At 53.8% G+C, this 13537-nt stretch carries 11 protein-coding genes; 2 read left to right on the forward strand and 9 right to left on the reverse strand.

Features of this window, described 5'->3' with window-relative positions:
- Positions 1–4: 4 nt before the first annotated feature.
- From napA to napF, 3 genes are read right to left on the reverse strand one after another with little or no spacing between them, the layout of a single operon-like run.
- Positions 5–2491 (reverse strand): nitrate reductase catalytic subunit NapA, encoded by a 2487-nt coding sequence (gene napA / locus BZK40_RS09660; protein ID WP_008785300.1) that lies wholly within the window; start codon positions 2489–2491, stop codon positions 5–7.
- Positions 2488–2751, reverse strand: coding sequence for a chaperone NapD (gene napD, locus BZK40_RS09665; protein WP_003027560.1), 264 nt, complete (start codon positions 2749–2751; stop codon positions 2488–2490). Before napD ends, napA begins: the two co-directional genes overlap by 4 nt.
- Positions 2741–3232, reverse strand: coding sequence for a ferredoxin-type protein NapF (gene napF / locus BZK40_RS09670; RefSeq protein ID WP_003027564.1), 492 nt, complete (start codon positions 3230–3232; stop codon positions 2741–2743). The genes napD and napF overlap by 11 nt, the downstream gene beginning before the upstream one ends.
- Positions 3233–3645: 413 nt before the next feature.
- Here napF and eco point away from each other — a divergent pair, with 413 nt between their 5' ends.
- Positions 3646–4143 carry a serine protease inhibitor ecotin gene (gene eco / locus BZK40_RS09675; protein WP_032941984.1) on the forward strand — a complete coding sequence of 166 codons (498 nt, stop codon included), beginning with the start codon at positions 3646–3648 and terminating at the stop codon, positions 4141–4143.
- Between the two features lie 93 nt (positions 4144–4236).
- On the opposite strand, the gene mqo is transcribed toward eco, so the two are convergent.
- A complete protein-coding gene (mqo, locus tag BZK40_RS09680; protein WP_003834639.1) occupies positions 4237–5898 on the reverse strand; it encodes a malate dehydrogenase (quinone) in 1662 nt (553 codons plus the stop codon).
- 278 nt (positions 5899–6176) lie between these two features.
- On the opposite strand from mqo, the gene BZK40_RS09685 reads away from it, so the two are divergent.
- Positions 6177–7424: a SulP family inorganic anion transporter gene (locus BZK40_RS09685; RefSeq protein WP_079934599.1), complete on the forward strand. Its 1248-nt coding sequence runs from the start codon at positions 6177–6179 to the stop codon at positions 7422–7424.
- Here the strand turns inward: BZK40_RS09685 and mgtE are convergent.
- From mgtE to apbE, 5 genes are all read right to left on the reverse strand, one after another.
- The gene (gene mgtE / locus BZK40_RS09690; protein ID WP_008785304.1) at positions 7387–8823 is read right to left on the reverse strand and encodes a magnesium transporter; all 1437 of its coding nucleotides are present in this window, start codon (positions 8821–8823) and stop codon (positions 7387–7389) included. The two genes, BZK40_RS09685 and mgtE, sit on opposite strands and share 38 nt — an antisense overlap.
- A 106-nt stretch (positions 8824–8929) precedes the next feature.
- Positions 8930–10573, reverse strand: a complete 1644-nt coding sequence (locus BZK40_RS09695) for a multidrug ABC transporter permease/ATP-binding protein (protein WP_003834645.1) — start codon at positions 10571–10573, stop codon at positions 8930–8932.
- Between the two features lie 75 nt (positions 10574–10648).
- Positions 10649–11299, reverse strand: a complete 651-nt coding sequence (gene alkB / locus BZK40_RS09700; RefSeq protein ID WP_079934555.1) for a DNA oxidative demethylase AlkB — start codon at positions 11297–11299, stop codon at positions 10649–10651.
- On the reverse strand, positions 11299–12363 hold the full coding sequence (gene ada, locus BZK40_RS09705) for a bifunctional DNA-binding transcriptional regulator/O6-methylguanine-DNA methyltransferase Ada (protein WP_079934556.1): 1065 nt from the start codon (positions 12361–12363) through the stop codon (positions 11299–11301). Before ada ends, alkB begins: the two co-directional genes overlap by 1 nt.
- Positions 12364–12442: 79 nt before the next feature.
- Complete coding sequence (apbE, locus tag BZK40_RS09710; RefSeq protein ID WP_079934557.1) at positions 12443–13495, reverse strand: FAD:protein FMN transferase ApbE; 1053 nt, start codon at positions 13493–13495, stop codon at positions 12443–12445.
- Positions 13496–13537 lie beyond the last annotated feature (42 nt).

Consider the following 13537-nt stretch of genomic DNA (forward strand, 5'->3'; position numbering starts at 1 on the left):
CGCGTTACACCTTCGCCAGTTTCACGGCGCACTTCTTGAAATCCGTCTCTTTGGAGAGCGGATCCGTCGCATCCAGCGTCAGGTTATTCACCAGCTGTGCGGCATCGAAGAACGGCATGTACACCAGCCCCTGCGGCGGACGGTTACGACCGCGTGTTTCAACAATCGAAATCACTTCGCCACGACGGGAAATCACTTTGACCTTATCGCCACGGCGCAGATCGCGTGCTTTTGCATCCAGCGGGTGGATAAACAGCACGGCTTCCGGGAAAGCACGGTGCAGTTCAGGCACACGACGGGTCATACTGCCGGTATGCCAGTGTTCCAGCACACGTCCGGTAGACAGCCACAGGTCATATTCTTTATCCGGCGCTTCAGCAGCAGGCTCAAATGGCAGCGCGAAGATAACCGCTTTACCGTCCGGTTTACCGTAGAACTTGTAGCTTTCACCTGCTTTCACGTAAGGGTCGTTGCCTTCGCTGTAGCGCCACTGGGTCTCTTTACCCTCAACGACCGGCCAGCGTAAACCGCGCGCTTTGTGGTAATCGTCAAATGGCGCAAGATCGTGCCCGTGACCGCGGCCAAACCAGGCGTACTCTTCGAACAAGCCTTTTTGCAGATAGAAGCCCAGCTCGCGGGATTCATCGTTCAGTTGATCTTCAGCCAGTTCAGTCACTGGGAATTTCGTTACTGCTGGCGTAGCAAACAGCACGTCATACAGCGTTTTACCGCGCAGTTCCGGTTTTTGTGCCAGCAGCTCTTCCGGCCATACTTCTTCTGTTTTGAAGCGACGAGAGAACTGCACCAGTTGCCACAGATCCGATTTCGATTCGCCCGGCGCTTTAATTTGCTGACGCCAGAACTGTGTACGGCGTTCAGCATTCCCGTAGGCGCCTTCTTTCTCTACCCACATCGCGGTCGGCAGGATCAGGTCAGCCGACAGGGCGCTGATCGTCGGGTACGGATCGGAGACGATGATGAAGTTACGCGGATCGCGCCAGCCCGGCATACGCTCTTCGTTGATGTTCGGACCGGCCTGCATGTTGTTAGTACACATCGCCCAGTAGACATTGAGCTTGCCATCTTTCAGCGCACGGTCTTGCGCCACGGCGTGCAGACCAACTTTTGCCGGAATGGTCCCTGACGGAATATTCCAGTGCTTCTCGCAGATATCGCGGTGTTTTTCGTTCGTTACCACCATGTCCGCAGGCAGACGGTGGGAGAACGTACCGACTTCACGCGCGGTGCCGCAGGCTGAAGGCTGGCCGGTCAGAGAGAACGGGCCGCAGCCTGGCTGGGAGATTTTGCCGGTCAGCAAGTGCAGGTTATAGACCAGGTTGTTGGCCCACACGCCGCGGGTGTGCTGGTTAAAGCCCATCGTCCAGTAGGAAATAACTTTTTTCTTCGGATCGGCATACAGCTGCGCCAGCTGTTCCAGCTGATCTTTCGGTACGCCGGTCATTTCGGCGGTTTTATCCAGCGTGTACTCAGCAACGAAGGCTTTGTAATCCTCAAAGCTCATCGGTTCAGAAGCATCGGATCCCGGGTTTTTCGCCGCTTTTTCCAGCGGATGGGTTGGACGCAGACCGTAGCCGATGTCCGTCACGCCTTTACGCAGGTTAACGTGCTTGCTAAAGAAATCCTGGTTAATCGCATTGTTTTGAATGATGTAGTTTGCGATGTAGTTGAGGATCACCAGATCGGTTTGCGGCGTGAAGACCATACCGTTATCCGCCAGCTCAAAGCTGCGGTGCTGGAAGGTGGAGAGAACCGCGACGTTCACGTTAGGATCGGAGAGACGACGGTTGGTGATGCGCGACCACAGGATCGGGTGCATCTCTGCCATATTCGCGCCCCACAGGACGAAGGCATCGGCATGTTCGATATCGTCATAGCAGCCCATCGGTTCATCCATACCGAAGGTACGCATAAAGCCGACTACCGCTGAGGCCATGCAGTGACGTGCGTTCGGGTCGATGTTATTGGAACGGAAACCCGCTTTAAACAATTTGGCAGCGGCATAACCTTCCCAAATCGTCCACTGGCCAGAGCCGAACATACCGATAGACTCAGGGCCTTTCTCTTTCATCGACGTTTTGAATTTCTCTTCCATCACGTCAAAGGCCTGGTCCCAGCTAATCGGGGTGAACTCGCCTTCTTTGTGATACTTGCCGTCTTTCATGCGCAGCATCGGCTGCGTTAAACGGTCTTTTCCGTACATGATTTTCGGCAGGAAGTAACCTTTGATGCAGTTGAGCCCACGGTTAACCGGCGCATCCGGATCGCCCTGGCATGCCACAACACGCCCTTGCTGCGTTCCGACCAATACGCCACAGCCCGTCCCGCAAAAACGGCACGGGGCTTTGTCCCATTTAATGGCTTCTTGCTGACCGACTACCGCGCGGGCAACGCCCGGCACGCTTAACCCGGCAGCCGCCGCAGCGGCCGCAACGGCGTTAGCTTTCATAAAGCTACGACGACTGAGTTTCATGGTGTTTCCTCACCTTGCTCATCCTGCTGGTGATAAACCAGCGACACCGCCAGTACGCCCGCAACGTTGCGTACTGACTCAATTGTTTTCATTAGCGTTTCACTTTGCTCAGCTTCCACCACCACAATCAACTGACCACTTTCCACATCGCTGAGTGCAACTTCGCAACCGGGAAAGGAACGCAACTGCGTGGCGATATCGTTGATATGCTGGCTTTTGGCCTGAACGACCAGGCTGCAGACCTGCCAGTTATTGTCCATGGTTGTACTCCGCGTTAATGGCTGATACCGGGCAGATAGCGACACAGGCGCCACATCCGTTACAGTCCTGATTGTCGAGCTGCGGCTGATAAATGCCGGAAAGCGTGGGGCGAAAGGTTATTGCCATGGGCTCACAGCTATCCTGACAGCGGTGACATTCAACGGACTGATGTGCGAGACAGTTTTCCCCAATCGTAAAATTCAGATCCCATGCCCTGGTGTGGCGCGGAAGAAAAAGTGATTCGGGACAGGCTTCTGCGCAGGCATAGCAAAAGCTGCACTCGCCGTGTTTGAAATTTACGCTCGGGTAACCACCCTGGCCTCGCTGCAGGATGTCGGTTTCGCACGCCTGAATGCAGGCGTCACAACGGAGGCAATGGGCCAGAAAGTGAGAGTCTTCCTTGCTCCACGGCGGACGGATCCCTGCGCTGGCGTTTCGCCAACTGCCTGTCAACATACCTCGACGGGATAAATCAACCATGACATTGTCCTTCCATAATGACGCCCTCCCTCGGCGGGTTGAACGACATAAAAAACTGCACTATTTATGAGTAGTTATTTTTAGCCGTAAGATATTTCAGGATGTGTTAGAGGTGCATACCCCAATTGGGGTAAATGCTGTTGCCGGATCAAAGGAGTGTTGAGTTGGCGGGAAAAAATGCGCTTTTGCTCACATTTCAATGAGTTATATAACAATGTATATAACGGTTTATTCAAAAAGATAAAGATCTCAATATTAGGATAATTCCTAGTATATATCGCTATCATGACAACGAAACTCTACCTAATACACTTTAAATATAAGTAAATCCAGATTAATAGATTATCCAAATATGTTAACCTGCTACAGACTCGTTCATAAGACAGAAGAAAGGAAACACTGTGAACAATAAGATGAAGACAATTGTCCCTGCCGTACTTTTCGCCGCCTTTGCCAGCACCTCTGCATGGGCTGCCAGTAACGAAACCGCCGCTCAGCCGCTGGAAAAAGTCGCCCCTTATCCCAAGGCGGAAAAGGGTATGAAGCGCCAGGTTATCCAGCTTACCCCTGAGAAAGATGAATCTACTCTGAAAGTAGAACTGCTGATCGGACAAACGCTGGAAGTTGACTGTAACCAACACCGCCTGGGCGGAGAACTGGACAGCAAAACGCTGGAAGGTTGGGGATATGACTACTATGTCTTTGACAAAGTTACCTCTCCGGTTTCAACCATGATGGCCTGCCCGGACGGTAAGAAAGAGAAGAAATTCATTACTGCGCATCTGGGTGATGACGGAATGCTGCGTTACAACAGCAAGTTGCCGATTGTGGTCTACACCCCGGAAAACGTGGACGTTAAATACCGTATCTGGAAAGCGGAAGACAAAATTCAGGACGCAGTCACGCGCTAAGTGAGAATGTGCCGGATGGCGGCGTACCGCCTTATCCGGCCTACAGACGCATAAACAATGCCGGATAAGCATAGTGCCATCCGGCATTTTATTTTACAGCGCTATATCCGCAACGGCTTTCTGTTCAGGCTGCGGTTGTGCCTGAGGTTTCAGTTGTGGTTTCGGTGCTTCATCAGCAACCTGCGGCTTGTCATATTTCAGACCCAGAACCTCACTGGTGTACTGCAGCTCTTGTTCCGTAGCCTCAACGTTACCGTTCAGCTTAGTACCATAAGACGGAATAATGGTTTTCAGCTTCGCCTGCCACTCGGGGCTGGCTACTTTATCTTTAAACACTTTTTCCATCAGATGCAGCATGATCGGTGCCGCGGTTGATGCGCCCGGAGAAGCTCCCAGCAGCGCTGCAATCGTGCCTTCTTTATCGCTGACGACTTCAGTGCCCAGACGCAGCACGCCGCCCTTCTCCGCATCGCTTTTGATGATCTGCACACGCTGGCCAGCCTGCCATAAACGCCAGTCTTCTTTTTTCGCCTGCGGATAGTACTCTTGCAGCGCAGCAAAACGGTCGTCGTCGCTGAGCATCACCTGGCTCACCAGATATTTCACCAGATCGAAGTTATCCAGACCCACGTTGACCATAGGCATAAAGTTCGAGGTGGTGGTCGAGCTGAGCAGATCCCACAATGAACCGTTTTTCAGGAACTTGGTGGAGAATGTCGCGAATGGCCCAAACAGCACAACGCGCTTGCCATCAAGGATACGGGTATCGATATGCGGTACAGACATCGGCGGCGCGCCAACGGAGGCCTGACCGTACACTTTCGCCAGGTGGCGATTGACCACATCCGGATTTTCTGCAACCAGGAACTGCCCGCCAACCGGGAATCCGGCATAGCCTTTCGCTTCCGGAATGTCGGTTTCCTGCAACAGCTTCAGCGCAGCGCCACCGGCACCGATAAAGACAAACTTCGCCTTGATATCGTGTTCCGCTTCGTTATTTTTCAGATCGGCGACTGTGACAGTCCAGCTATTGTCGGCATTACGCTTAAAGCCACGCACTTCGGTGCTCAACTGCAGCGCAAAGTTGGGCTTTTTCTGCAATGAGGTAATCAGTTGGCGGGTGATTTCGCCGTAGTTCACGTCAGTACCAATCTCGGTACGCGTTGCTGCGACTTTCTGCTGCGGATCGCGACCTTCCATGACCAGCGGCGCCCACTCTTTAATCTGCGCGTGGTCTTCGGAATAGCGCATACCACGGAACAGCGTGCTCTGCTGCAGTGCGGTGTAACGGGCACGCAGGAAGTTCACGTTCTCGTCACCCCAGACAAAACTCATGTGCGGAACGGTGGTGATAAACGAGCGTGGTTCATGCATTACGCCATTATTGACCTGATAGGCCCAAAACTGGCGGGAAATCTGGAAGGCTTCGTTAATTTCGACTGCCTTTTCAATGCTGATGCTACCGTCGGCCTTTTTAGGCGTGTAGTTCAGCTCCATCAGTGCGGAGTGGCCGGTTCCGGCGTTATTCCAGCCGTTTGAGCTTTCCTGCGCTACACCATCCAGTCGCTCAACCATGGTCATTGACCATTGCGGCTCCAGCTCCTGTAAATAGGTTCCCAGCGTGGCGCTCATGATGCCGCCGCCAATCAACAGTACATCCGTTTCCTGCTCTTCCGCCGCTTTCGCTTTTGCCGCCATCGAGACAACATTCAGCCCAACGGCCATGGTGAAGAGCATGGCAGTCACTTTTTTCATAATGTTAATGCCTTACTTTTAGTATCGCTTTTTTGCTTTTAATGCAGGTGAAAATCGAGCGGCACCAACGGTAACACTTAAGTAAAAATAATTAAATAAAGTTTATAAATTATATTTAATTTTTAAAAATGTTATTAATACGTTGATAGTTTATGCGGTTATTGACAATCATTTCTGGAAACCGGTCCATCTGACGGGTACTATGCTGCGCTTTACTATTCACCGCACGGATGCCTGTCGGTCTGCTGTATCAGGCCATTTTTGACCTGAGTGTAACTATGTCTGCAACTCAACATTCCTCTGCCACAGTCTCGGAACACACGACCCGTGCCGTGCTCCGCCAACCCCGTCTGCTGGTGCGCGAAACGCTGGCCGGTGTGGTAACCGCCCTGGCGCTGATCCCGGAAGTAATCTCGTTTTCCGTGATCGCAGGCGTTGATCCTAAAGTCAGTTTGATCGCCTCCGTCGTACTGTGCCTGGCGATGTCTTTTTTAGGCGGTCGTCCCGCAATGGTTACCGCCGCTGCAGGATCGGTCGCGCTGGTGATTGGTCCGATGGTGCATCAACACGGCGTGCAATACATCCTGCCTGCAGTGGTGCTGGCCGGGATGATTCAGATCCTGTTTGGTGTATTGGGAATGGCACGTCTGATGCGATTCATCCCTACGGCCGTGATGACCGGCTTTGTTAACGCGCTGGGTATATTGATTTTCTTTGCCCAGGTCCCGCATTTCTGGGGCAAAAGCCCGCTCATCTGGGGGTTGTTTGTCCTGACGCTGCTGATTGTGCTGTGGGTTCCGCGGTTTATTAAAGCAATTCCCGCACCGCTTATCGCCATCGTGCTGCTAACCGTGTTCACTGTCACCAGCGGGCAACTGTTACCGACCGTCGGTGATGAAGGTTCAATGAGCGGCGGCCTGCCGGGTTTCACCCAGTTGTTGGTTCCGCTCAACCTGCAAACGCTGGCGATTATCTGGCCCTGCGCGCTAAGTATCGCTTTTGTTGGTTTGATGGAGTCGCTGTTAACCGCCCGTCTGGTGGATGACCTGACGGTGACGCCGTCGAATAAAAATCGCGAGAGTGCCGGGCTGGGGATAGCCAATATTCTGGCCGGATTTTATGGCGGCATCGCCGGGTGCGCGATGATTGGTCAAACCATCGTTAACGTCGAGATGGGCAAAGGACGCAGCCGCGTCTCGACGGTTGCCGCCGGACTGGTATTACTCCTGTTAGTCACAGGGTTAAGCGAAGTGATGGCAGAAATACCCATGTCGGTGCTGGCAGGTATTATGGTAATTGTGGCGGTAAAAACCTTCAGTTGGCACAGCATCCAGCCCGCCACGCTGACGAAACTCCCCGTCACTGAAACGCTGGTGATGCTGGTGACCGTCGCTGCCACGGTTTCTACCGGCAACCTGGCGATTGGCGTGGTTGCCGGGGTGATAACGATGCTCATTCTACCGCGTATCGTCAGACGCAAACGGGCGACTACATCAGAAACAGCGTTGCCAGACCGAGAAAAATAAAGAAACCACCAGTATCAGTGATAGCGGTTATCATGACGCTCGAGCCGACCGCCGGGTCGCGCCCGAGCTTCACCATCGTCATCGGAATGATAACCCCCATCAACGCCGCCATCAGCAGATTGAGCATCATCGCCAGAGTCATCACACCACCGAGCGCCATATCATCATACAGCCACCAGGTAATGCCCCCCATAATCCCGCCCCACACGAGGCCGTTGATTAGCGCCACGCCCATCTCGCGCAGGATGAGAAACGTCAGGTTCCCCGGCTGAATATTTTGCAGCGCGAGCGCGCGGACAATCATAGTGATAGTTTGATTCCCGGTATTGCCGCCGATACCCGCCACAATCGGCATCAACGAGGCCAGCGCCACCAGTTGCGAAATCGTATGTTCAAAACCGTCGATCACCCGCGAGGCGATAAAGGCGGTACAGAGGTTAACGGCCAACCACGCCCAGCGGGTTTTTACCGCTTTGGTAACAGGCGCAAACACGTCCTCTTCGGCGCTTAAGCCCCCCATTCGACGCAGATCGGTGTCGGTTTCTTCATAGACAACGTCGACAATCTCATCGATGGTTAAACGGCCCATCAGTTTACCGGAAGGGTCAACCACCGCGGCGCTGACCAGGTTGTCGCGTTCGAAGGTACGCGCAGCGTTTTCGGCGATATCTTCAGGAGAAAAGGTGAGCGGGTCATCTTCCATCACCTCGCTGACTTTTCGCTGCACATCATTGAGTAAAATGCAGGTTAGCGTCAGTTCGCCAACCAGCACTTTATTGCGATCGGTCACGAAAAGTTTATCGGTGTTCTCCGGCATTTTCCCCAGCCGCCGCAGATAGCGTTGCACCACTTCCAGCGTCACGTCCGGACGCACGGTGATGACTTCGAACTCCATGATCGCGCCGACGCTATTTTTCTCGTAGTGCAGCACCTGGCGGACGCGCGTCCTCTCCTCTGCCGGTAACGTCGCCAGCAGACGACCGGTAAGGTTACGAGGCAAATGCTGCACCAGGTAAATCTGTTCATCGATATCGAGATATTGCAGCGCATCCAGCAGCTCGCGGTCGCTCATCTCATCGATCAGGTCGTCCCAGACGTTTTCAGACGCCTCAAGCAAGACGTTACCGCGCTTTTCATTTTCGACCAGTCGCCACAGGGCGTGGCGCTCTTCAGAGGGCAAAGCTTCAAGGGTATCGGCGAGGTCAGGCGGTGGCAGGTGGGCCACCAGCGCCCCTACCTCAGCAATATCGTCGGCTAACGTACCGACGTCATATTGCTCAGCCAGGGTAAGCTTGCCCAACAGCGTTGATATAATGGCTTTATCAGTGGTCAGCAGCCAGATGAGGCGCGCACGCTCTTCATCACGCAGTCTGGCGCTGTTTTTGTTTATTACGGACATTAATCATAAATCCATGATATGAAATATCATTAATCATGATGCCGATTTATGTAAATAACAATAAACAGTGCCGCCGGGTGGCTAAAAAACCGGCGGCACTGAAGGATCAGGCTGTGCGAGCCACCGCGTCGCGCGAGGCGGCGTCACGTTCATCGCCCAACAGTTCACTCAACTGTCCGTTACGCATTTCCAGTAGACGATCGGCGTGAATAAAATAGTGATCGTCGTGGCTGATGGCGAAAATGGTTTTCCCCATTTCCTGCATCAAAGGCAATAGCACCTGATAGAACTCCCGGCGGAAATGGGGATCCTGATCGGCAGCCCATTCATCCAGCAGAATGATGTCGCGCTCCTCCGCCAGGGCCAGCAGCAGCGCCACGCGTTTCTTCTGCCCTTTCGACAGCTTCAGATTGAGGATACGACCATCGCTCAGCTCCAGCTTATGACCCATCTTCAGATGTTCCAGCCACTTCGCGACCAGCTGCGGATTAGCCTCTTTACCTTCCGGCCCCAGCAGTTTGTCGAACAGCCAGACGTCGGTAAACACGGCGGAGAAGAGCTTGCGGTAGTCTTCCGGTTTTTCAACGGCAACGGCCTTACCATCAAGCAATATTTCGCCTGACTGCGGCTGGTATAGACCGGTCAGTAACATCGCCAGCGTAGATTTCCCGCTACCGTTACCGCCAATCAGAAAGATCAGTTCACCGCGATGAATCGTCAGATTCACCGGCCCTACGGAAAACGCATTATCCTGATAGTGGAAAACCACGTTGCGCAGCTCCAGCGTTTGCCAGTTAGGAAACGCGGTTGGGCGTGGGAATTCGGCCTTAAAAGGTGCCAGTGCGAATTTATTCAGCTTGTTGAACGCCACCTGTGCCGTGAGCAGTGTCGGCAGCGCGCCAACGGCAGAGAGCAACGGTGTTCGCAGGAATAACAGCGTCAGAGAATAGGTCGCTGCCACGGCGGTATCAGCCCATCCCAGACTGTTAGCCATCCAGAACACCAGGCCAATGGCACCCAGCATCATAATGTTCGACCAGTTAACCGCGCTCAGGTGGAAGGTATCGGCACGGATAATATGGTGGCGATACTCTTTGGCATCCGGGACGTACATCTGATTAAAGATATGCTCGGCGCGCTCGCGGTTAAGCGTCAGCTCTTTGCGCCCTTCCAGCACCGTCTGATAATCGTTGTACAACTTGTCTTCAGTTTCGCGCAAGGTGGCCATGTGTTTATACACCCGCGCCACCAGCACAAATCCGCCCCAGATGGTGATTGCCATCCAGATTGCCGTTACCAGTAGCATTTTGGTCGACAGCATCGCCAGATACGCCGCCGATCCTATGGTCAGGATAATCCCCTGCACCAGCTCAGGCAGACGAACAAAGGCGATGGTGATGTTGCGGATATCACTGGTTAAACCGGCCAGCAACGAGGCGCTGCCAAGCTGTTCAATACGCTCGACGTGAGTATCCAGAATTCGTTTGATAAATTCGCTACGCAGGCGGTAGACAAAGTGGTGACCCAGCGTGGTCAACGCCAGCTGAGAACCGAGGGTGACAACCATCAACAACAGCAGCAGGCCAAGAAACTCCGGTAGCACCATCAGCGTGGTGTCGACCGTTTCGATCAAGCGCTGGTTGATAAACGCAATCAGCCCAATCCCCAACGCGGCGCTGGCGAGGCTGAGCGCCATCACGCTGATAAATGGCCAGCGATACTGCCGCCAGACAAGAAGTAAAAGTTCCATGCAAACAACCCGGACAAGTAATAACAGCCCGCAGTTTAAACATCTCTTCGTCGACAGCAATAATAATTCTTATTTTTATTCTTTTTTACCAGCCAGACGAAACGTCAGGTTGTAACGACAGTCTCCGGTTAATGGGTGATACCCTGTTTTAAGCGGCTGGATCCCATGATAAAACAGCCGCGAATTACCGCCCCACACCACGACATCGCCATGTTCCAGCAGCAAACGCTTTAAAGGGTCATTACGGTGCAATCCGCCAAATTGAAAGATGGCTGGTAGCCCCAGCGATACAGAGACAATCGGCGCCCGCAGGTCGGGCTCGTCTTTATCCTGATGTAAGGACAGTTTTGCCCCTGGCGTGTAGCGGTTAATCAGGCAGGCATCGGGTTGAAAATCAGCATAGCCCGCCGCCGTCGCCGCCTGTTGGCACAGATCAGCGAACGCATCCGGCAGCGGCGGCCAGTGCGTGCCGGTGAGTGGATCAAACGGAGAATAAAGATAGCCATGCTGATCCGTCGTCCAGCCCAGATGGCCGCAGTTGGTCATCGCCACCGACATTGTATAGCCGCCGGGCGTCACCATCTGGCGAAACGGCGACTGTCTGGCGACAGCCGCTATTGCCTGAAGTAAAGTGGGCGCGGAGTCAAAAGCGAAACGTCGCAGAATAACCGCACCTGACGCCAGCGGTTCCTGCCAGGGTTTAGCATCCGCAAAGAGATCGAGCATTATGTTTCCTCGCCAGTAGTTTCCCGTTGCAGTAACTGCGCCTTGCGCGCAATACCCCATCGGTAGCCCGAAAGTGCGCCATCGCCACGGATCACCCGGTGACACGGGATAACAATCGCCAGTTTGTTGGCCCCACAGGCACTGGCCACCGCGCGCACCGCCTTCGGTTTGCCGATGGCGCTGGCCAACTGTTGGTAACTCACTGTTTCACCGCACGGAATTGCGCACAGCGCCTGCCACACCTGCTGCTGAAAGGCTGTTCCCCGAATATCCAGGGGTAGCGATAGCGACGCGTCACGCGAGTTGATCGCGACGATCACTTCGCGCACGCGCTGCTGAAAATTGGCATCTGCAGGAACATCCTGCGCGGCGGGAAACAGCGCATGAAGATCCGCAACCAACGTAGCGTCATCATCGCCAAGCAAGATCGCGCAGATACCCCGCTCGCTTTCCGCCACCAGACAGCGACCCAGAGCGCAATCTGCGAGGGTATAGCGTACAGAAACGTTGTCGCCACCTTTACGAAATTGCTTTGCCGTCATGCCTAATGCTTGATCGGCTTTGCGATAGTAGCTGCTGCTGTCGGGGAATCCGGCATTGAGAATCGCCTGTGTAACCGGAACACCTTTCGCCAGGGCATCACGCAGACGGCGAGCACGCCATGATTGTTGCCACACTTTCGGGGTCATGCCCGTCGTGGCTTTGAACAGACGATGCAAGTGATACGGGCTCATTGCCACCTGCTGTGCCAGCTCGTCCAACGTAAGAGGTGACTCTTGCTCCAACAACTGACAGGCGCGGGCAATTTTATCCAGCCGATGCTGTTGCGCGCTGTCTTTATCCGGCTGGCAGCGCTTACAGGGGCGAAACCCGGCATCCTGTGCCTGCTGGGCATCGGCGAAAAAACGGACATTTTTGCGCAGCGCATGTTTTGCCCGACAGGACGGACGGCAGAAAACACCGGTAGTCTGGACGGCAAAAACAAACTGACCGTCGGCGTTAACGTCGCGATCCACAACGGACTGCCAACGGTCATCGTCAGTGATGCGTAAACGATTTTTCATTTCGGACTCCTTTGTTAAGCATAGCGCTTAGCCTCAGTGTGTCCCCATCGTCGGGCATAAAAACCCGCAATCTTGCTTTTTAATTTTTTTCGCTGACCAGAAAGCTATTAAACTGCGGCGACATCCAGGTTTTAAACCCCTCACCCTCTTTCACAATCATATAGACCGCCAGCCCTTCACGACGCACGACTTCTTTGGCCTTTTCCGGGCCGAGCACCATCAATCCGGTATCCCAGCCATCGGCTTCCAGCGCCGTTGGCGCAATCACCGTTACGGACACCAGATTATGTTCGATCGGGCGACCGGTTTGTGGATCGATAACATGGGAAAGGCGCTTACCGTCCAGCTCATAATAGTTCCGGTAGCTGCCGGAGGTGCTAATGCCGTGCCCGTTAATGTCGACAATCGCCTGCACCGCGTTTTCACGATCGGTGGGTTTCTGGATTGCCACTCGCCACGGATGCCCTTCAGCATTCATTCCCCTGCTGTTCAGCGCACCACCAACGGAAACCAGATAACGGGAGATCCCCTCTTGCTCCATCAATCGAGCCAGATGATCGGCGGCGTACCCTTCACCAACGGTCGAGAGATCAACATACAGATCCGGCAAGTCTTTTTGCAGGTAGTTCTGATGCGCTTCATTCACAACTTTCAGATGAGAAAGCCCGGTTTGCGCTTTTGCAGCGTCAATTTGCGCTTGGGTGGGAATATGCAACGGCTGCTGATCCGGGCCAAAGCCCCACAGGTTGACTAACGGCCCCACGGTGATATCCATGGCCCCATCGGTTTTTGCACCAATGCGTAGCGCCGAAGTCACGATATCCGCCATGGCGTCGTTAACCGGCCACGGCGACAGGCTTTTCGACAGGTTAAAGCGCATTAACGCAGAATCGTTTTTATAGGTGGAGAGCAGTTGATCATCGGCATCAAGCTGAGTCTGGATCTTGGCCTGCAGTTCCCTGGCGCGTTTGGCATCTACGCCTACCACACTGACCCGCCAGAAAGTGCCCATCGTTTTACCTTCCAGAACCGTGGCAGGAATTGTGGTCTGAGCAGGTTTCGGGGCCTCATCGCACCCGACAAAAAAGATCGTCACAGCCAGCAGTGCTGCGCGATAAAAATTCATTTCCATACGTAATTATCCTCATGCGAACGGGCGCAAGAGTACACCAAA

Source organism: Citrobacter portucalensis, from assembly GCF_002042885.1.
GTDB classification, from domain to species: domain Bacteria; phylum Pseudomonadota; class Gammaproteobacteria; order Enterobacterales; family Enterobacteriaceae; genus Citrobacter; species Citrobacter portucalensis.

What these genes read in the sequence shown, in the direction of transcription:
- mgtE (WP_008785304.1), bottom strand. Translation starts at nt 8,823, where the DNA reads ATGTCCGTAATAAACAAAAACAGCGCCAGACTGCGTGATGAAGAGCGT.
- BZK40_RS09695 (WP_003834645.1), bottom strand. Translation starts at nt 10,573, where the DNA reads ATGGAACTTTTACTTCTTGTCTGGCGGCAGTATCGCTGGCCATTTATC.
- napA (WP_008785300.1), bottom strand. Translation starts at nt 2,491, where the DNA reads ATGAAACTCAGTCGTCGTAGCTTTATGAAAGCTAACGCCGTTGCGGCC.
- BZK40_RS09685 (WP_079934599.1), top strand. Translation starts at nt 6,177, where the DNA reads ATGTCTGCAACTCAACATTCCTCTGCCACAGTCTCGGAACACACGACC.
- napD (WP_003027560.1), bottom strand. Translation starts at nt 2,751, where the DNA reads ATGGACAATAACTGGCAGGTCTGCAGCCTGGTCGTTCAGGCCAAAAGC.
- alkB (WP_079934555.1), bottom strand. Translation starts at nt 11,299, where the DNA reads ATGCTCGATCTCTTTGCGGATGCTAAACCCTGGCAGGAACCGCTGGCG.
- ada (WP_079934556.1), bottom strand. Translation starts at nt 12,363, where the DNA reads ATGAAAAATCGTTTACGCATCACTGACGATGACCGTTGGCAGTCCGTT.
- napF (WP_003027564.1), bottom strand. Translation starts at nt 3,232, where the DNA reads ATGGTTGATTTATCCCGTCGAGGTATGTTGACAGGCAGTTGGCGAAAC.
- eco (WP_032941984.1), top strand. Translation starts at nt 3,646, where the DNA reads ATGAAGACAATTGTCCCTGCCGTACTTTTCGCCGCCTTTGCCAGCACC.
- apbE (WP_079934557.1), bottom strand. Translation starts at nt 13,495, where the DNA reads ATGGAAATGAATTTTTATCGCGCAGCACTGCTGGCTGTGACGATCTTT.
- mqo (WP_003834639.1), bottom strand. Translation starts at nt 5,898, where the DNA reads ATGAAAAAAGTGACTGCCATGCTCTTCACCATGGCCGTTGGGCTGAAT.